We start from the raw sequence: 18,457 nt of genomic DNA, 5'->3' as shown, positions 1-18,457 counted from the left end.
GGTCGCTGTGGAAGATCCGCGGCCTCCAGCCCCTCAGATTCCTCAGATCCGCTTGCGCGTGCGCTGTCCGCTTGCGCCTGAGCTATTAACAAGATCGGATTGAAGGTGAATGAACCTGACTTGCCGGACGCCGCTGCGACGACCACAGGTCGCCGTCGCAGCGGCGTCCGATAATTCGCCCCTGGAGCTGGTGCGCTGCCGGCAGCTTGGCTTATTCGTAGGTTACCGTCCGCCGAGGGATCGCGCTGCCGTTAAGCGTGACCTGATTCGGCCCCACTTTCACCGTCACGGTCATCACGATCGTCTGGCCATCCGTCTGGAACTGGAGCGACTCGACGTTGCTGGCCATGCGATAGGTCACCGGCGTGCTGCCCTGGATCGTGAGATTCAGGCAGCGGTTGGTCGGATCGTAAGCGTAAATGCGTGTTTCGCCCAGATTGGTGGTCAGCTCCAGGCTGTCACTGTCCACGACGCCGGACTGACACTTTCGCACCTCGGCGACGATCTGGTTGATGCTCACGCGCGCTGCCTGCGAAGCTCGGTAGAACTGATCGTTGTGCCGCACCGCCTCCGACGACGCCTGATACGCCGCGCCCACACCCGTCAGCAGCATTGCGCTGATCGAGAGGCTGATCAGGGCCTCCACCAGACTCATGCCCCTGTGACGACGTCGCGATTTCATGCCTTTGCCCTTCATGCTTGTGCCTCGATCGGCGGTTCTCATGGCAACACCTCCTGGTACGAGGTCGGATCAGGCTTGAAATAGCTGGAGTAGCTGATCCCGGCCGTGGGAGTGTTGCCGGCGCCGGTGGCGGTGAACTTGACCGTCTTGCCATTGAAGTAGGCGGAGTTGGGCGTCTCGCTGTAGGTCATGATCGTGCCGCGGTCGATCTGGATGTCGGCGCTGCCGTTGAAGCTGAACTTGCTGACGATCACGTTGCCGCGGATGTACGAGTCGCTGCTTCCGGACATCGACACCGACGCCGTCGGCGCCAGGATCGCCACCCCGCTGGTGGCGCGCAGCGCGTCGAACTCCGGCCCGGCGGGCGGCGGGGACATCAGCACGTTGCCGCTGAAATCCAGCCTGTTGGTGCTGTCCGAGCCGGCGTTCTCAAAGACGATGAATCCCTGGAGGTTGAAGTTGCCGCGGAAGGTGACGGTGTTGGGGGCCTCGATGTACATGATGCCCTGAACCGTGTCTCCGCCGTTGAACCGCGGGTTGGTTCCGGCCCGGATCAGAATGTTCTGCTGCGTCCGGGCGCCGGGGACGTAGTTGTTGACGGCGTACTGGCGGTAGACGCTGGTGTCGATGGTCGGGAACTCCGGCGGCTCGACCTGGTGCACGTGGTTGGCCAGGATGACCGCCGGCACCGAGCTGCCCCCGACGCTGCCGCCGCTAATGTTCACGCCCGCGCCCTCGATGATGCTCAGGTCACCGCCGATCGTTCCTCCGCTGACATCGATCGCCGGATTGGTGCCCAATGCCGACATCATCTGCGCGATCCGCGGGTCCACTCCCGTCACCGCCGTCACCGCGCCCTTGCGCATCACGATCTGCCCCTTGGAGGCCACCGCATAGTCAAACGCCGTCGTCGTGCGCTCCTGACGCGTGAAGTCCATGGTGATCGAGCGTCCGGCGGCGGTTTCGGTGCCGGCGTATCGTCCGTCGATCTTCACCACGATCTCCCCGGCCCAGTCGGTGATGGTGGCCCGGAAGCCCGCGTTGCCCGCCGAATCCAGCTTGATCATCCCGTTGGTCTCCGCCGGGATCGTGATTGTGTTGCCGTTGCGGGCGATCGTGTAGGTTCCGAGGTTTCCGGTGTCGGCCAGCGCGTTCAGCAGGTCAGTCTCCAGCTCATCGATGACCTGGTCCGGGGGTGTGGTCGGGGGGATGCTGACCCGCGCGAGCTGGTACTTCATGAAGTCCATTCCCGACTCGGCCGCCAGGAACGAGCGGGCGATCCGCTCGTCGTTGGCCACAACCTGCGACTGGGTATTGACGGCGGCGTAGAAGCCCAGCGCCAGCGTGCCGAACAGCACCAGATACAGCATCGCCAGCACCGAGGTCATCCCCCGCCGACGGTTGCGTGTGGCGCGTTGGGTGTTGCGTGTTGCCATGGGCTGTGTCCTTCCTAGGGTGTTCCGTCAAACGCGAACCAGTTGATGCTGGCGACCGGCCGACCCTGGTGCGAGACGCTCACGGTGATCTGCAATGCGTCGGGCGTGTCGTCGCTGATCGCCAGCGTCAGGCGATCCGGATCCACCGGCTGGACGGTGACCTGCTGCGACCAGTCTTCAAAGCCGCTGACCGCCGTGCCCCGGCTGTCGATCGGCGGGGTGTAGGTCGTGCCGTTGAGGCTCGACAGCTCATCAAAAGGCAGCTTCAGGGCGTATTCGCGCACGTTTTTGGCCAGGTTAATCGCCGTCGTCGTCTCCACGCCGCGCAGGTTGTTGGCCGTGCCCGTCGCCAGCAACTGGAGCATTGCCATGAACCCGACTCCGACGATGACGGTGGTCATCGCCGCCTCCATCAGGGTAAACCCCCGTGTTCGTGCCCGCAGGCGCCGGCGCTGGCTCGGCGGCGTGCCCGGGTTGGTCCATAGCCTGTGCATCATTCTGTTGACTTCCAATACACGGCGCGGAAAGTCAAACCGGAATGATGCGATCGTGACGAGCAGTCCAGGTTATTTCACCAGGCTGCTCAGCTTGAAGATCGGGAGGATGATGCTCATGGCGATGAAGCCGACGATGCTGCCCATGAGCACGATCATCAACGGCTCGATCATGGCGGTCACGCCCTTGATGACGGCCTTGAGTTCGCGACTGTAGTACTCGGAAACTTCGTCAAGCACCTCGCCGAGCTTACCGGACTCTTCGCCGGCCGCGATCATCTGCACGACCGACCTGGGCAGCAGGGGGCTTTTCTGGAGGGGCATGGAGATCTTCTTGCCCTGCTTGACGGCGCTGTAGACAGCTCGCCACATCCGCCTGTACAGCGTGTTGCCGCTGATCTCCGAGGTGATCGCCAGCGTGTCCAGCATCGGCACGCCCGCGTTGATGAGCTGCCCCATCGTGTGCAGCGAGCGGCTGATGTACAGGGCGCGGAACAGCTTCTTGAACAGCGGCACGGTGAGCTTGGTCTTGTCCCACCACAGCCGCCCCCAGTCCGTCCGCAGCATCAGGATGAAGCCCCAGATCCCCGCGATCGCGCCGGCCAGCAGGACATACCAGTAGTTGACCATGAAGTTCGACAACGCCAGCAGCAGCTTGGTGGGCGCGGGCAGGGCGGCCTCCTTGCCCTTGAAGATCACCATGAACCGCGGCAGCACGAAAGTGAGCAGGAAGATGGTCGTGCCCACCGCCATCGTCCCGATAATCCCTGGATAAATCATCGCGCCGCGGACCATGCTCATGGTCTCGATCTGCTGCGAGAGGTAGGCCGCGATCCGGTCCAGCATCTTGCTGAACCCGCCGGACAGCTCCGAGGCCTTGACCATGTTGATGTACAGCGGGCTGAAGACTTTTGGGTATCGAAGCAGGGCGTCGGAGAACTGCTTGCCGCTCTCCACGTCCTTCTTCATCTGCTGGAGCATCTTCTTGAACTTGGGATTTTCGACCTGTTCGGCGATGCCCTCGATGGCGGCGCGGATGCTGATGCCGGCGCGGATCATCACGGCAAGCTGCGACGTGAAGTTCTGCACGTCGCGGGCGCTGGGACCAAAACAGATCTGGAAGTTCAGAAGCTGGTTTTTCCTGCCGCCTTCGTCCGCCGGCGCCAGCGACAGAATGTATTCTCCGCGCGCGCGGAGCTGCTGTGAGGCGGCCTGGAGGCTCGCCGCCGACAGCACGCCCGCCGTCACTTTCCCGCTGGCATCCTTCGCTTCGTATCGATAAGTAGGCATACGAAAACAGCGGTCAGCGGCCAGTGATCAGGGGCCAGTTGCGCACTGACCACCGACCACGACCACCGCCCACTCTCCTAGGCAACCAGCGCCCGGTCCAGCTTCTCCGGGTGAGCCGCCTGGGCGATCGCGTCCTCGCGGCTGATGTACCCGTTCATGAACAACTGCTTGATCGAATCGTCCAGGGTCTGCATCCCCAGCGCCCGGCTGGTCGCGATGATGTTGGGAATCTCGAAGATCCGGTTCTCACGGATGCAGTTGCGCACCGCGGGCGTGCACAGCATGATCTCCACCGCCGGAATCATCCCGGGCTGGTCGATCCGCTTGAACAGCGTCTGGCTGATCACCGCCTGCAACGTGTTGGCCAGCATCGAGCGAATCTGGTTCTGCTGATCCGACGGATAGATGTCGATGATGCGCTCGATGGTCTGCGGGGCGTTGACCGTGTGCAGGGTGGAAAGGACCAGGTGTCCGGTCTCGGCGGCGGTGATCGCGGCGCTGGTCGTCTCCAGGTCGCGCATTTCGCCGACGAAAATCACGTCCGGGTCCTGTCGCAGCGCGTGACGCAGGCCGCCGGCGAAGTCCGGCACGTCGTCGCCCACTTCCCGCTGCTCGATCGTCGCCTTGTTGTTGACAAACGCGTACTCGATCGGGTCCTCCAGCGTGATGATGTGGACCGGCTCGCGCTTGTTCATCGCGTCAATCATCGCCGCCAGCGTCGTCGATTTGCCCGATCCGGTCGCCCCGGTCACCAGGATCATCCCGCGAGGCAGATACGTCAGCTTGTTGACGATGTCCGGCAGGAACAACTGCTCGATCGGGCGGATCTTGTCGTTGATCGTACGAAACGCCAGCGCGATCGTCTGACGCTGGTAGTGCGCGTTGACGCGGAACCGCGCCACGCCAGGAATCTCATACGAGAAGTCCGCGTCGCGACGCTGCTCGAATTCCGGCCAGCGACGCTCCGGCAGAATCTCCTTCAGCAGCCGCGTCACTCCCTCTGGCGTGATGATCGGAAAGTCGCTGGGCTGCATCACCGTGTGAATGCGGAACATCGGGGGCAGTCCGACGTTGATGTGAACGTCCGACGCCTTGGCGTTGATCGCGGCTCGAAGGATGTCGTTAATCATGTTAGTGGTCAGTGGTCAGTGCTCAGTGGCCAGCATCGGCAACACTGTACTGAGCCACTCCTCGCATTACCGGCCACTGGCCCCTGGCCACTGGCCACTTCTGCCTAACTCGCGTTCTCGGTCACTCTGAGAATCTCATCGACGGTCGTAAGCCCCTGCATGACCTTCTTGAACCCGTCGGCGCGGAGCGTGACCAGCCCGCGCTCCCGGCACAGCTTCCGCAAATGCGTCACGTCCGGATTACTCGTCACAACATCACGCATCGCGTCGTCCAGAACCATCAGCTCGTAGATGCCCAGCCGCCCGGAATACCCGGTCTTGCGGCAGCGGTCGCAACCGCGTCCGCGCTGGCACTTGTCGGCGGTGAAACCCTGGAGCAGAAGAAACTCGCGCATCTCGTCGGAAGGCGTGTACTCTTCCCTGCAGTGCTGGCAGATGCGCCGCACCAGCCGCTGCGCCAGCACCGCGTTCACCGCCGCGGCGATCAGGTAAGACTCCACCCCGATATTGATCAGCCGTGTGATCGACGACGGCGCGTCGTTGGTGTGCAGCGTGCTGAGCACCAGGTGCCCGGTCAGCGCCGCCTGAACCGCGATCTCCGCCGTCTCCTTGTCGCGGATCTCGCCCAGCATGATCACGTCAGGGTCCTGCCGCAGCAGCGCCCTCAGTGCCGCCGCGAAGGTCATCCCGATCTTGGCGTGCACCTGCGTCTGGTTCACGCTGGGCAGGTGATACTCGATCGGATCCTCCACCGTGCTGATGTTCAGCTTGTTGGCGTCCATCTGCCGCAGCGACGCGTACAGCGTGGTGGTCTTTCCCGAGCCGGTCGGACCGGTCACCAGCAGAATCCCGTGCGGCTGGTCGATCTGGTGTTTCCAGATCGTCAGCTCGTTCTCGCCGAAGCCCAGCTCTTCCAGGTTCACGCTGATCGAGCGGTTGTCCAGGATTCGCAGCACGCACTTTTCGCCGTAGGCGCACGGCAGCGTGCTCATGCGCAGATCCACCTTGCGCCCGTGGACCACCGCGCGGATTCGCCCGTCCTGCGGAAGCCGTCGCTCGGCGATGTCCAGGTTGGCCATGATCTTCAGTCGCGACACGATCGCCGCGTGCATCGTGTGCGGCGGGTTCATCGCCTCGAACAGAACCCCGTCGATGCGATACCGCACCTTCAACGCCTTTTCCTTCGGCTCGATGTGAATGTCGCTGGCGCCCTGCTTGATCGCGTCGGCGATCAGGTAGTTCACGAACCGGATGATGGGCGATTCGTTGCCCATCTTCGCCAGGTCCGAGATGTCCTCCGCCTCGGCTTCCTTGACCACCTGCACATCGTCGTCGGCGATGTCCTTGATGATCTCATCCACCCTCACGTCGCTGCCGGCGCTGGAAGTCATCTGCTCGACGATGCGGATGATGTCGGCGGCGGTGGTGACGACCGTGCTGATCTCGCGGCGCAGCTTCCGCTTGACTTCATCCAGCAGGAAAACGTTGTTCGGGTCGGTCACCGCCACGACCAGAACGTTGTCCTCGAACCGCAGCGGCAGGACCAGCCGCTGGCGGATGTAGTCCGGCTGGAGCAGCCCGAACGCGTTCGGATCCACCTGCGCGCGGTCGGGCGTCTCGAAGCGCATCCCCAGCGTCTCGGCCAGCGCCGAGAGAATCTGCGCCTCGCTGGCGGCGTTCATCGTCAGCAGAATCTGGGTGATGCTCTTGCCGGGCGTCTGCGCCTGGACGTTACGCGCCTGGACAAGCTGCTCCTCGGTGATCTGCCCCCGTTCCAGCAGGAGCTGTTCGACAGTCTTGCGGGCGCGCGCCGGCAGCGGTGCCCAGAGCTGTTCCAGCTCCGTCGCCGCCTCCTCGGCAGACGCCGATCCGGGCGGCGCCGGCGCGGGCGGCGCCACCGCCGTTGCGGCAGCACCGCCTTCGGTCTGGGTTGTCGATCTCCTGGTGAACATCCTCACTCCCTGGTTATGCGCCCTGGCTCGACCCGCCCGGCCACTGTGCCGTTGGGCTCAACGCTGGATCGGCAGCTCGAAGCGATACGTGCCCTGCTTGACCACCACCGAAGCCGGGTTGATCTTCTCGATCGTAAAGTTGTCGATCTGCTGTCCCTCTCGGTACAGCGTGTTGTTGATCATGCACGCCCGGCGCGACTCGCTGTACATGATCGACTGAAGCTGCAGCGACTGAACGGCCTTGAGGATCGCCCGACGCTCTTCCTCGCGGCGTTTGGCCTCCGCGGCGGCGCTGAGGGCGCCGTCGTCCTGCTTCTTCTGCTCCGCGTGGGCGCGGAACGGATTGGTCCGCAACGCGCTGAGCGGAACCTGCGTCATGCTCGGATACGCCAGAAACTGCTCAACGATCTTTTCCGTGCTGCGGATCATCCGCTCCATCGCCTTGATGTTCGCGTCCCCGCCACTGAGAAAGCCGGTGATCGTCTTCTTGGCCTCGGCGGTCTCCCTGGTGACGGTGGCGTTGGCGGTGGAGGGGCCGGCGCGGCGGTACATGAAGTACAGCCCCGCCGCTCCGATCACCAGGATCACGAACATCACGATGGTTCCGCGGCTGACGGCCGGCTTCTGCTCGGCGACCACCAGCGATTCATCAACCTGCCCCTCGCTGTCCCCGCCGCCGTTGAGCGCCTCGACCATCTGGATCCCTGTCGAAGCGCTCTGCTCGCCCGAATCATCGTGATTGAACGGATCGATCGTCGTCTTGCTGTTCGTGGCCATTGCTTTCTCCACTCCGTCGCGATTGCCAACTACCCCGTCATGCCGGCGTCGCGTTCACCTTGCGCTGGCGGTCAGTTTCGCATTGCTGGCACCGGCGTCTTCCGTCGCCGGCTCGAAGAAGATGCTCAGCGTCATCTGCGCCGTCATCTCACCGTCACGGTCGTCGATCTTCTCCAGCTTCATCTGCGTCACGCGGGTGATCCGCGGCAGCTTCTCGAGCTGAAGCAGAAACGAGTAGAACCCCTTGAAGTCGCCGGCGATGTTCATCTGGATCGGCAGCTCCCGGTAGTTCGGCCCGCGCTCGCTCTTGAGCGTCTTGACCGTCCGCAGCGTCAGGCCGTTCTCCTCCACCTTCTTGGACACGTCCGCCAGGATCACATCCACTTCCTTCTCCTGGGGCAGCTTGCTCTCGAAGAAGGTGATGGCGCGTTGAAGCTCCTCGATCTTCTTGCCCAGGTCGTCGATGCCCGCGGTGGCCTGCTTCAGGTTCGCCAGCGCGGTCCGCTTGGCGGCGATCTCGGCGCGCAGGTTCTCCCGCTTCTGATTGGATTTGGCGAAGACGAAGAAGTAGGAGCAGACCAGCAGCGCGATCATCGCGCTGACCAGAATCAGTTCTCTGATACCGAATTTCATTGCTTGGCCTCCTCCTTCAGCTCGACCGCCGCTGTCTGGCCGGACTGTCGGCGCTGGTCGGCGGCGGTGACTTCCGCGGCAGGGTTGATCATCGCCTCGATCTGGAACTTGCGGAGCTGCGATTCATTGCTGCCATCCTTGGACTTGAATTCGTCGCTGATCAGCAGGTTCACGTCCTTGAGGACTTTGGACTGGCTCAGCGCGCTGATGAACTGCGCCACCTGAACGTCCGTGTATGCGATGCCGGTGATCTTCAGATTCACGTCGTAGACCTTGGCCTGCTGAGCCGGAGCGGAATCGGCGCCTTTTTTGGCGGCTGGGGCGGATGGGGCGCGTTTCTGCTCGAAGGTGCTGCGCGCCGCCGGTGCGGGGTTGGAGCGAACCTTGGACTCCATGATCAGGTCGATCAGCGACACGCCCACCGGCAGCGAATTGGTCACCTCGGCCAGCAGGTAGCTGCGCGGCACCTTTTCCAGCAGCGAAGCCGCCAGTTCCGCCTGCGTCGCCATCTTCTTCTGCTTCTCCTGCATCTGCTGCACGAGCTCGATGCGTTTGGCGGCCTCGGTGTACTCTCGTTCGACGGCGGCATATTCGGCCTCGACGGCCCGCATGGCGCGTTCGGTGAACGTGAAGGCCGAGCCGATCGCCACCATCACCACCAGGAACAGCATGGCGCAGATGGCGTTGGTTCGCCGCTGCGCCTTGCGCTCCAGGTAGTCATCCGGAAGGAAGCTGAGTTCGTTGGGTGATGCCATAGGCGCGTGCCTCACATTTCTGTTGCCTCAGACTGCCGAACCTGTCGCGACGGGCTGGCTGGCGGCCTGCCCGGCGGGGGTGCTGCCCGACGGCGGCGACTCGCCGACGTGTGCCGGCCCAAGACTCAACCCGATCGCCACGGCCCAGCCGGGCTGGGGCTGGCGGCGGTCAATGCCGCTTTCCATTCCGACGTCGCTGATCCGTCCCATCCGCACCAGCGGATCGCCCACCTGCGCCGCCAGACCCATCTCACGGGCGATGTGCTGGCACAGTGCCCGCTGCCGGGCTTCCCCGCCCACGAAGATCAGTCGCTGTACCGGAGCACTGGGAAACGTCGATTCGTAATAGCGCCGGCACAGGTCCAGTTCGGCCACCAGCTTGTTCAGCGGCTCGCGGCAGGCCTGCTCGACCTGTTTGGCCTGCTGCGCCAGCTCGGCGGCGGCGCGTTCGGCGGCGGTCAACTGCCGCGCAGGCGCCGCGCCGCCCGCCTGGATCGCCGCACGCAACTGCGCCGTCTCTTTGACGTGTCGGCTGCAAGCCTGTAGCCCGGCGTCCAGCAGCGGGAACGCGTTGGCGATGTCCTGCCCGCCGGCGCCGGACGCGTCGGGCGTCTGTTCCGTCGTATGGCCGGGCGGCGGCTCTGCGGTGCTGATCGGCCGCCGCGCATCTTCCGCCAGCGCCCCTGGCGGCTGGCTGTGACAGAGCTTGATCCGCAGCAGCTTGGCCTCCTCCATGCTGATCCGCATCGCCATCGCCACGGCTCGGTTAAAGTGCTCCCCGCCGATCGGGATCGTGCGCGCAAAGAAAATCTGCTGACCACGCGCGATCACCGCACGCGAAGAGCTCAATCCAATGTCCAGGAAACAGTTGACCGTTTCGGCGTCGGTTTTTCGGCGGTAGATATGGCTGAAGCAGTCCACCAGCGCCTTGGGCTCGACGTTCATGCCGATCACGTCCAGCCTGGCCTTTGCGGCGCTGTCCAGGAACTGCTCGATGAACTGCCTGGACGCCGCCATCACGATCACTTCGTTCTGCGGCTCCTGGTCGTGGTAGATCTCGCCGGCGATGATGTGCCGCAGCAGCGCCTGCGAGGGATCGATCGGGAGCTTTCCGCGCGCTTCCCAGGCCAGAGCCTTGCGGGTTTCCTCGTCGCTGAGCCTGGCCATTCGCAGGTGCTGGATGTGCATCGCCGCCGCCGGCAACGCCAGCACCGCCTGCCGCGACTGGAACCGGCCCTGCGCCAGCAGGTCGCGCGTGGTCTCGACGAAAAACGCCAGCCGCGCCAACTGGCTGGAGCGAACATGCGTGGGCACATCGGCGCTGGCGGCGGCGATCAGCCGCGGCTCGCCATTGACGAACTGAACCTGCGCCAGTCGCAGGCAGTCGCTGCCGAAATCCACCCCGATCGGGTTGGCGCGCGGGGCAAACCAGTTTTGGATGAAGCCGAGCATCTGATCCAGGGATGAAGCCTCAAGCCACAAGGATTCGGCCATCGCGCGCGACTGCGTCGCGGGCCTGTCATCCTTCAGCGGTCATGCATCATCCGTCTCCTCATGCTTGACCTACGATTCACTCGCCGACCGGTCAAAAAGGGGAAGCAGCACCGCCTGCGTCGAATAAAAACCCGTGACAAGGCGGTTGCTTCCTACGGCTGATATCGACGGTGAAGGCGGCGCCGTTTAGGTAGGCGAAGTCGCGAAGCGAAGGGAAAAATCTTCCTCGCGGCCGGCGAGGCGACGGGCGGTTATCGGGCCTGCGGCGCCAAAAACTCGGCGGCGATGGCGTCGGCAACGTTCAAACCCGCCTCGGTGAGCCGAAAACCGCGTTCGTCGATCTGGAGCAGTCCGGCACGACCGAATCGGTCCAACTGATCGGCGTAAAGCTGACGAGCGTCATAACCGCTGCGGGCGGCAAAATCGGCAAACTCCACGCCGCGGGTCAGACGCAACTGGAGCATCACCAGCTCTCCGGCCCGACGCAGCGGGTCCAGAATCTCCAGCTCGCCTGCCGGCAAGATCCCCGCATCGATCGCCTGTTCCCATTCACCGAGGTGCGGGCGATTGCGGAAGCGATATCCCTGGATGTGTGAGGCGGCCGCCGGACCAAGCCCAATGTAGTCCTGGCCCGTCCAGTAAACCAGATTGTGCTGGCAGTGCTGTCCGGCGGCGGCATAGTTGCTGATTTCGTAAGGCGGACAACCGATCTCGGTAAGCCTGCGTCGGGCCAGGTGCAGCATCGACAGCTCCAGCTCCTCGGGCACTGCCTGGATCTGTCCCAGTCGTCTCTTGACCGCCAGCGGCGTGTTAGGCTCGTAGGTCAGCCCGTAGCACGAGTAGTGCGTCAATCCCAGCGCGATGGCGCGATCCAGCGACCAGGCCCAGGAATCAAGGCTCTGACCGGGAATCGCATAAATCAGATCGATGTTGATGCGAACAAAACCAGCCTGTCGCGCCATCTCGATGCTGCCAGGCACGTCGTCGGGATGATGGTGACGTTCCAGCGTGGCCAGCTCGCGGGGATCGAAGCTTTGTGCTCCGAAGCTGATGCGATCGACCCCGACAGACCGCAGCATCCGGCAATACTCCAGCGAAACGCTGGCGGGGTTGGCTTCCACGGTGAACTCTTGCACGTGGGAAAAATCGAATCTCTGCCGCAAGCCTTCGATCAGGCGAAGCATCAGGTCCGGCGGCAGCAGCGTGGGCGTGCCACCGCCAAAGAAGACGGTGCGTGGCCGGCAGACAGGTCCGGGGTTGTCCGTCCAGATCTGCGCCTCGATCAGGACGCGATCGACAAACCGCCGCATGCGCTCGACGTTTTGCCGGGTAATGCTGTAGAAGTCGCAGTAGTGGCACTTATGGGAGCAGAAGGGGACATGAACATAAAGTCCGACAACCCGAGTCTTTGGCAATGCGCGCGGATTCAGTATTGGCGTGGCCGCCGCGGCGGCCGGCGCCTGGGGCTGAAGAATGGACAGTGAGCCGGTCGTAAGCACGGGCAGCCAATCATACGTCGGGCAGATCCCGATGTGTCCTCGGGCGAGATGGCGGCAACTGGCAAACGTTTGAGCTGGCGCACATCAGCCAGCCCCTGCGTTTGCCATGGAAACGGGTTGCCCCGTCCTGTAAAAAACGGTAAACTTATCCATAGACCGACGAAGCGGACTTAACCTTTCTGCTTTCGCGCGCTCAGGGGCCCGCCGGACCTGAATTGCGGCGAATTTCGGATGAGGTCACCCACATGCAAGTTGTCCTGGCGATGTTCCGTTCCGATGGGGATCGACGCAGTTTTTCCCTGCACAAGGACGTGACGGTGATCGGCCGCAAGGAGGATTGTGACCTGCGTATTGCCCTGGGAGACGTTTCGCGAAAGCATTGTCGGCTGATCAAGCAGGGCCAGACGCTCAAGCTCGAGGACCTTGGCAGCTCCAACGGCACATTCCACAACGGACGTCGCGTGCAGGAGGCGATCATTCAGCCGGGCGACACGATCCAGGTCGGGTCGATCGCGTTCGTGGTGCAGCTTGACGGTCTGCCGCCGGATGAGGAGCTGGTGCCGCGGCTGGCGGTGCCGGTGGCCGAGCTCGTGAAGAACGAAGGCAGCGGTCAGGCAGAATCCGTGGAGGATTCGGGCATCCCCACCGGCACGATGGACGCCGACGCATCGCATCGCCGCGGCAATGGCAACGGGCAGTCCGACGCCACCACGGCCCGCCCGGCCGCCGAGCCCGCCGAGTTCGATCCGATGTCGGTCTTGGAGAATTCCGACTCCCAGGTACCCGCCGACGCCATGGTCATCGACCTGGAACAGTCGCATCACGGACAGCAGGCGTAGCCCACACCCAAGCCATCGTCATCACCTGTTGAGTCTGCCGAGCCTGCCCGGTGGGGGCTTCTCAGCGACGCTGCGCCGCTGGTGTGCGATCATTTTCTGTTGCGCAGGCCTGGGCGGAGCCGAGGCTTGAGTTGATGCGGCTGGCATTGCGCGCAATTCAGCCCCCAGGCCGCGTGGCGCGGGGACAGAGCGGGGAGCAAATTGTGGATGTCTATACCTTGATATCCAGATTTGGCGGGCTATACTGTGCGTGCGCGACCTGTGCCAATCGCGTCGCGCGGAAAGTGAGGTCTTGTTCCCATGCCCGTAGCCCTTGGCGATCCACCGCTGCATGGTTTTGACCAGCCCCTGGGTCTGCTCTCAGATTGTCATCGCAGAATCGAGCATTTTTTGGACACGATCCATCAGGTGCTGCGCGACACCGCGGGCGGGGCGTTGTCGCTGGCCCAGCGCGAAGCACTGGAGAGCGCCCTGCGCTACTTCGAGACCGCCGCCCCGCGACACACCGAAGACGAGGAGCGATCGCTGTTTCCGCTGCTGCGCGCGCGGGCGGAAGAGCCGGAGCTGCGCAGCGCTCTGGCCAGGCTGGAGGCGCTGGAAACCGATCACGTGCTGGCAGGCGAGCTTCACGCGCAGGTGCGGCACTGGTGTCGCCGCTGGCTGGACCAGGGTCCGCTGGCACAGCCGCAGGTAAGGCGGCTGGGCACGCTGCTGAGTCGCCTTGCCCGCCTCTATCGCCAGCACATTCTGATTGAGGATCACGAGCTGTTCCCTCTGGCGCAGCGGCTGCTCAGCGCCCCGCAGCTTGAGCGTCTGGGCCGCGAAATGGCCCTGCGCCGCGGGCTGGATCCGCATCGGCTGCGTGAGCTGGGCGGCTGAGGCGCTGACGCCGCGGCATTCGCGCGGGATTCAGATCCACATCGACATTCCGCATTCCGGCGGATTGCGTATACTCGCCGGGCATGATTCCGACCAGCACCCGTGTAACAGTCGAGGTGAAGACGGCGGTGCCCTCCGCCGCCGATGCAGTCGCGGTCTTCGTGACCGACGGCGGGCAGATCTGTGGCGACGCGCCGCACCTGCTCGATGCGGCGATGTTGCGTGCGCTCAGGCGATTGATCGACGTGAAGGTTGCGCGCGGCAAGGCCAGGGAAGTCGTCTTCGATCTGATCGATCTGCCCACGCCGCGCGGCAAGCGCCCGCGGGTGCTGCGACTGTTCGCGGCGGGGGTGGGCAAGCCCGGGAAGCTGGATCCGGAGGCGGTGCGGCAGGCCGCCGGCGCCGTCGCCCGGGCCGTCAGGCGGCATCGCGTCTGGCGCGTGGCGATGGTGCCCCCGGTGCTCAAGACGCCGGGCTTCAGCGGTGCCGAAGCTTCGGTGAGCGGGTTCCTGCTGGCCTCATTCGACTACGACGAGTACCGCGGCAGCGCCTCCAGGAAGCAGCAGAATGGCGAGGACGAGCAGAGCGATCGGCGAGCCGTGGCCCTGACGGTTCTGGCGACGGCGGCATCGGCGAAGAAACAGGTCGGCCCCGCGGTTCAGCGCGCCACGATCATCGCCGAAGCGCAGAACTATGCCCGCACCATCGCGTTTCGTCCGGGCAATGACATCAACCCCCCGGCACTGGCGCGAGTGGCGCAGGATCTGGCGCGGCAGGTGGGGTTGCGTTGTCGCGTGCTGGATGAGAGGCAGATGCGCAAGCTGGGCATGGGCGGGATCCTCGCCGTGGGCGCGGGCTCCAGCATCACACCGCCGAGATTGATCATCCTGGAACATCGTCCTTTGACCCGATCGGGCAGCGACGGCGGGTCGCGCCCGTTGCTGGTCGTGGGCAAGGCGATCACATTCGACACCGGCGGGATATCGATCAAGCCGGCGGAGAAGATGGGCCGGATGGTCTTCGACAAGTGCGGCGGGATGGCGGTGCTGGGGCTGATGTGCGCGGTGGCGCGGCTCAAGCTGCCGGTTCACGTCGTCGGCATCCTCTCCAGCGCCGAAAACCACATCAGCGACACCGCCTACCGTCCCGGTGACATCCTGCGCATGTACAACGGCGTAACCGTCGAGGTCACCAACACCGATGCGGAAGGGCGACTGGTGCTCGGCGACGCACTGGCCTGGGGCATCGAGACCTACAAGCCCGCCGCCGTCATCGATCTGGCTACCCTCACCGGCGGGGTGGTCGTGGCGCTGGGCAAGACGATGGCGGGCGTGTTCAGCAACAGCGATGCGCTGGTCAAGGAGCTGAACGAAATCAGCGAGCTGACCGGCGAGAAAATGTGGCGGCTGCCGCTGGGACCCGAACAGCGCGAGCAGCTCAAGAGCGACGTGGCCGATATCGTCAACAGCGCCGGCAGAGAAGGCCATCCGCTTCAGGGCGGGGCATTCCTCAGTCATTTCGTGCCTGAAGACAACTCGGTTCCATGGGCGCATCTGGACATTGCCGGGGTCGCGGACACCGACAAGGAGCTGCCGTATTACCGCAAGGGGGCCACCGGCTGGGGCGTTCGCACGCTGGTCGAGTGGGTCGCGCGCCGGGCGGCGCGCGGCCGATAGCACCGAATCCGAGCCTGTCGCAGGCGCGGGTCGATCCGGTGGGCTTGCTGTGTTACCCCAGGGGATTGCTCAAAAGTTCTGCGCCCCATCCGCCCGATAACGATCAAGAGGCGCTTGCCCTCGCGTGCAGCCGGGGGTCAGAGGTTTACGCATGGTTCAGGACCTGATCGATCTTCTGCCGGATGACGTGGGGACGGTGGCGTTGATCGTGGCGATAGCCGGGTGTCTGGTGGGCGCGGGGCTGTGGATCGTCGGCTCGCGATTCAGCCGCCCGATCGTCACCCTGCTGACGGTGTTGCTGGGCGCGACGGTGGGTATGCACCTTCCGGTCTGGTGCGGCTGGGAGATCAGCGGGGCTGGTCCGGCGGTGGGCGGGGCGCTGCTGCTGGGCGTGACGGGATACGTGCTGCACGGGATGTGGGTGGGGATCGGGTTGGGGACGGTGCTGGCGCTGTGGGCGGCGATGGCGTGCTGGATCGGATTCCGCCACGGGGTGGCCTGGAGCTGGCCGGACGTACAACGCGGACAGACGATCTTTTCGTATCTGGCGGAGGTCTGGCGGAGCATGCCTGCGGACGTGACCCGCATCATGCCCTATGCCTGCGCCACCGCGATGGTCAGCGGTCTGGGACTGGCGATCATCTGGCCGAATGTCTCGCGGGTCCTGGCCTGGAGCATGGCAGGCGTGACGCTTCTGGCCGGGATGGGAGTGGCGGCGGTGGATTTTGGCAGGCCCGAGTGGCTCGTGCATGTGCCTTCTCCGTTGTGGGCGCAGCTTGCGTTGCTGACGCTGCTGGTGGCGCTTGGGTCGATTGTGCAGTGGAAGCTTGGCCCGCGCCCAGCGGCTGCGGGATTCACTGGAAAGCGGAAATCGAACCACCGCTCGCGCGACGATGACTTTGACGATGACGACTGACCTGATAGGCCAGACTGGCAGACTTGACCGACGATAGCGGCGATTGACGGATCATGGATCCCGCAACACAGCCATCTTTTGCAGGACATTTGCTCCAGACGCTGCGGTTGCCGTCGCACTGGCCGGCACAAACGGATGTGCTGGCCTGGTGCCAGCAGATGACGCCGGGGGTGGCGGCCATCCTGGTGATCGGCGGGATGGTCTACCTGTTGTTCGGGTGGTACATCTTCAAGACGCTGGTGACATTGAATGCGGCGGTGCTGGGGGCGCTGATCGGCGGACGGATTGGAGCGATCGGCGGCAGCTTCTTCGCCGGCGCCTGCATGGGCGCGTTTCTCGCCGCCGCCGTCACCTGGCCGCTGATGAAGTACGCCGTGGCGTTCATGGGCGGGGTCTTCGGCGCGCTGCTGGGAGCAAGTGTCTGGCGCGCCGTGGGGCTTCAGCCGGAGTTATGCTGGGCTGGGGCGCTGACGGGGCTGGTGTTCTTCGGACTGATCTCGTTCATCCTCTTCCGCGGCAGCGTGATGATGTATACCAGCCTCCAGGGATCGGTGATGCTGATCTTCGGAATCCTGGGGCTGATCTACAAGTACCAGAGCATCGCGCCGCGCGTGACCGAGAACATGCTCATCCAGCCGATCATCCTGCCGATGGCCATTTTCATCCCGACCGTGCTGGGGCTGATCTACCAGCAGACGCAGTTCGGCGAGGCCGACGGCGCGGCGAAAAAGAAGTGAATCAGAACACGCGCCCCAGCAGATACCTCCAGGACATCTCGATCGCGACCACCAGGCACAGCAGCAACAGCAGCGCCTGCGTCCGCCGCGGCACGTGACGCAGCAGCAGCGCGCACGGCAGCAGGGTTGCATGGGCGCGATACTCGGCGACGAACGAAATGCACAGCGGAAACACGAAGTAGACGGCCGCGAACACGCTCAGCAGGCGATCCAGCCCGCCGAGGCGGCGGCGCAGCGGCATGAGCGTCGCCGCGAGTTGCAGCATCATCAGCGTCAGCAGCAGCGTCTGATGCGACGGAGGCTGGAAGCGGTAGCTCTGTCCCAGCGTGCGCAGGTGATGCCACAGCACGCTCAGGGGATTCTGGATCGTGTGCTGGAAATTGGACTGCACGGCGAAGTAGGCGTCCCAGGCGCCAACGGCGATTCGCCCGCTCAGCAGCACCGCAAAGCCGCCCAGACAGGCCAGGGCACAGGCCAACAGAGCGCCTGGCCGATCGATCGGCTCATGGCGTGGCAGGCATGGTCGCATCGTCCACAGCAGCGACGTTGCCACCAGAAGCGAGCCCATGGGATGGGACATTCCTGCCAGCGCCGCGGCCAGTCCGGCGCAGGTCCAACTCTGCGTGCGCATCAGGTGAAGGTGCAGCAGGATGAAGAACGTGGTCTGGGCGATCGGGAAGGGCGCGTGCTGGTAGATCATGCCGGGGAATACGGCCGCCGTCAGCAGGCACAGCCATCGATCCCGGCGGTCGTGGATTGCCGGAACAATGAACCGATCCCACAACAACAGCAGGCTCATCATGCAGAAGATCGCCGGCAGCAGCAGCATGGCCACGTCGTGGTGCATGCCAGTGATTTCCACACAACCGCGCACCAGCCAGGGATACAGCGGGAACCACCCCGCCGAGCCGTCCAGACCGCTGGGTTTGCCCGGCGCCGCGACCAGGGTGTACCCGTGTTGCGAGATCGATCGATAGATGCCACTGTCCCAGGTGATCCAGACATCGGGGACTGCGGCATTGACTCTGATGATCGCGCCGATGAGCAGCACGATACCCCGAGCCAAAGCAAAGGCGAGGATCGGCGGCAGCGCGCGCTCGGCCAGACGGCGTAACGCGGCGAGGCTCGCCGTGGCGCGGGGATGCTGGCGTGACACATCCCGCGGCTGCGATGCGCCGCCAGCCCGTTGAAGATCGGGGATCGATGCGCTGGACATGATCCGATTGGTGTATCATACCGCGCTGCCGAGGCGGCCGTGTTCCAGCCGT

The 18,457-nt window shown here is 64.3% G+C and carries 17 protein-coding genes; 5 read left to right on the top strand and 12 right to left on the bottom strand.

The annotated features are described in order from the left end of the window. Positions 1–211: 211 nt before the first annotated feature. From ACQS5P_RS06345 to hemW, 11 genes are all read right to left on the bottom strand, one after another. A complete protein-coding gene (locus tag ACQS5P_RS06345; protein WP_428940064.1) occupies positions 212–724 on the bottom strand; it encodes a PilW family protein in 513 nt (170 codons plus the stop codon). After that, complete coding sequence (locus ACQS5P_RS06340; RefSeq protein WP_428940063.1) at positions 721–2,118, bottom strand: hypothetical protein; 1,398 nt, start codon at positions 2,116–2,118, stop codon at positions 721–723. The genes ACQS5P_RS06345 and ACQS5P_RS06340 overlap by 4 nt, the downstream gene beginning before the upstream one ends. A 14-nt stretch (positions 2,119–2,132) precedes the next feature. Beyond that, positions 2,133–2,612, bottom strand: a complete 480-nt coding sequence (locus ACQS5P_RS06335) for a type IV pilus modification PilV family protein (protein WP_428940062.1) — start codon at positions 2,610–2,612, stop codon at positions 2,133–2,135. A gap of 72 nt (positions 2,613–2,684) precedes the next feature. Beyond that, the gene (locus ACQS5P_RS06330; RefSeq protein WP_428940061.1) at positions 2,685–3,902 is read right to left on the bottom strand and encodes a type II secretion system F family protein; all 1,218 of its coding nucleotides are present in this window, start codon (positions 3,900–3,902) and stop codon (positions 2,685–2,687) included. Between the two features lie 77 nt (positions 3,903–3,979). Next, a complete protein-coding gene (locus ACQS5P_RS06325; RefSeq protein ID WP_428940060.1) occupies positions 3,980–5,032 on the bottom strand; it encodes a type IV pilus twitching motility protein PilT in 1,053 nt (350 codons plus the stop codon). A 104-nt stretch (positions 5,033–5,136) separates the two neighbouring features. Then, positions 5,137–6,984 (bottom strand): GspE/PulE family protein, encoded by a 1,848-nt coding sequence (locus ACQS5P_RS06320; protein WP_428940059.1) that lies wholly within the window; start codon positions 6,982–6,984, stop codon positions 5,137–5,139. Between the two features lie 57 nt (positions 6,985–7,041). Then, a complete protein-coding gene (locus ACQS5P_RS06315) occupies positions 7,042–7,761 on the bottom strand; it encodes a general secretion pathway protein GspB (RefSeq protein WP_428940058.1) in 720 nt (239 codons plus the stop codon). 54 nt (positions 7,762–7,815) lie between these two features. Then, a complete protein-coding gene (locus ACQS5P_RS06310) occupies positions 7,816–8,394 on the bottom strand; it encodes a type 4a pilus biogenesis protein PilO (protein WP_428940057.1) in 579 nt (192 codons plus the stop codon). Then, positions 8,391–9,149, bottom strand: coding sequence for a PilN domain-containing protein (locus ACQS5P_RS06305; protein ID WP_428940056.1), 759 nt, complete (start codon positions 9,147–9,149; stop codon positions 8,391–8,393). The genes ACQS5P_RS06310 and ACQS5P_RS06305 overlap by 4 nt, the downstream gene beginning before the upstream one ends. 27 nt (positions 9,150–9,176) lie before the next feature. Further along, a complete protein-coding gene (gene pilM / locus ACQS5P_RS06300; protein ID WP_428940055.1) occupies positions 9,177–10,643 on the bottom strand; it encodes a pilus assembly protein PilM in 1,467 nt (488 codons plus the stop codon). A gap of 251 nt (positions 10,644–10,894) precedes the next feature. Next, positions 10,895–12,142, bottom strand: coding sequence for a radical SAM family heme chaperone HemW (gene hemW, locus ACQS5P_RS06295; RefSeq protein ID WP_428940054.1), 1,248 nt, complete (start codon positions 12,140–12,142; stop codon positions 10,895–10,897). Positions 12,143–12,387: 245 nt separating this feature from the next. On the opposite strand from hemW, the gene ACQS5P_RS06290 reads away from it, so the two are divergent. The 5 genes from ACQS5P_RS06290 (at position 12,388) to ACQS5P_RS06270 (ending at position 17,189) form a co-directional block, all read left to right on the top strand. Beyond that, complete coding sequence (locus ACQS5P_RS06290; protein WP_428940053.1) at positions 12,388–12,981, top strand: FHA domain-containing protein; 594 nt, start codon at positions 12,388–12,390, stop codon at positions 12,979–12,981. Between the two features lie 300 nt (positions 12,982–13,281). Next, positions 13,282–13,860, top strand: a complete 579-nt coding sequence (locus ACQS5P_RS06285; protein ID WP_428940052.1) for a hemerythrin domain-containing protein — start codon at positions 13,282–13,284, stop codon at positions 13,858–13,860. An 83-nt stretch (positions 13,861–13,943) separates the two neighbouring features. Then, entirely contained in the window at positions 13,944–15,536 is a 1,593-nt protein-coding gene (locus tag ACQS5P_RS06280) for a leucyl aminopeptidase (RefSeq protein ID WP_428940051.1), read from the top strand. A gap of 151 nt (positions 15,537–15,687) precedes the next feature. Then, positions 15,688–16,452, top strand: a complete 765-nt coding sequence (locus tag ACQS5P_RS06275; RefSeq protein WP_428940050.1) for a hypothetical protein — start codon at positions 15,688–15,690, stop codon at positions 16,450–16,452. A 53-nt stretch (positions 16,453–16,505) separates the two neighbouring features. Next, on the top strand, positions 16,506–17,189 hold the full coding sequence (locus tag ACQS5P_RS06270; protein WP_428940049.1) for a hypothetical protein: 684 nt from the start codon (positions 16,506–16,508) through the stop codon (positions 17,187–17,189). Between the two features lies 1 nt (position 17,190). Here ACQS5P_RS06270 and ACQS5P_RS06265 read toward each other — a convergent pair whose 3' ends face one another. Further along, positions 17,191–18,405 (bottom strand): hypothetical protein, encoded by a 1,215-nt coding sequence (locus ACQS5P_RS06265; protein ID WP_428940048.1) that lies wholly within the window; start codon positions 18,403–18,405, stop codon positions 17,191–17,193. Positions 18,406–18,457: the final 52 nt, after the last annotated feature.

This window comes from Fontivita pretiosa, assembly GCF_050410795.1.
GTDB lineage: Bacteria > Planctomycetota > Phycisphaerae > Tepidisphaerales > Tepidisphaeraceae > Fontivita > Fontivita pretiosa.
Note: the sequence above shows the minus strand (reverse complement) of the source record. Positions and strands in the feature narration are given on the sequence as shown.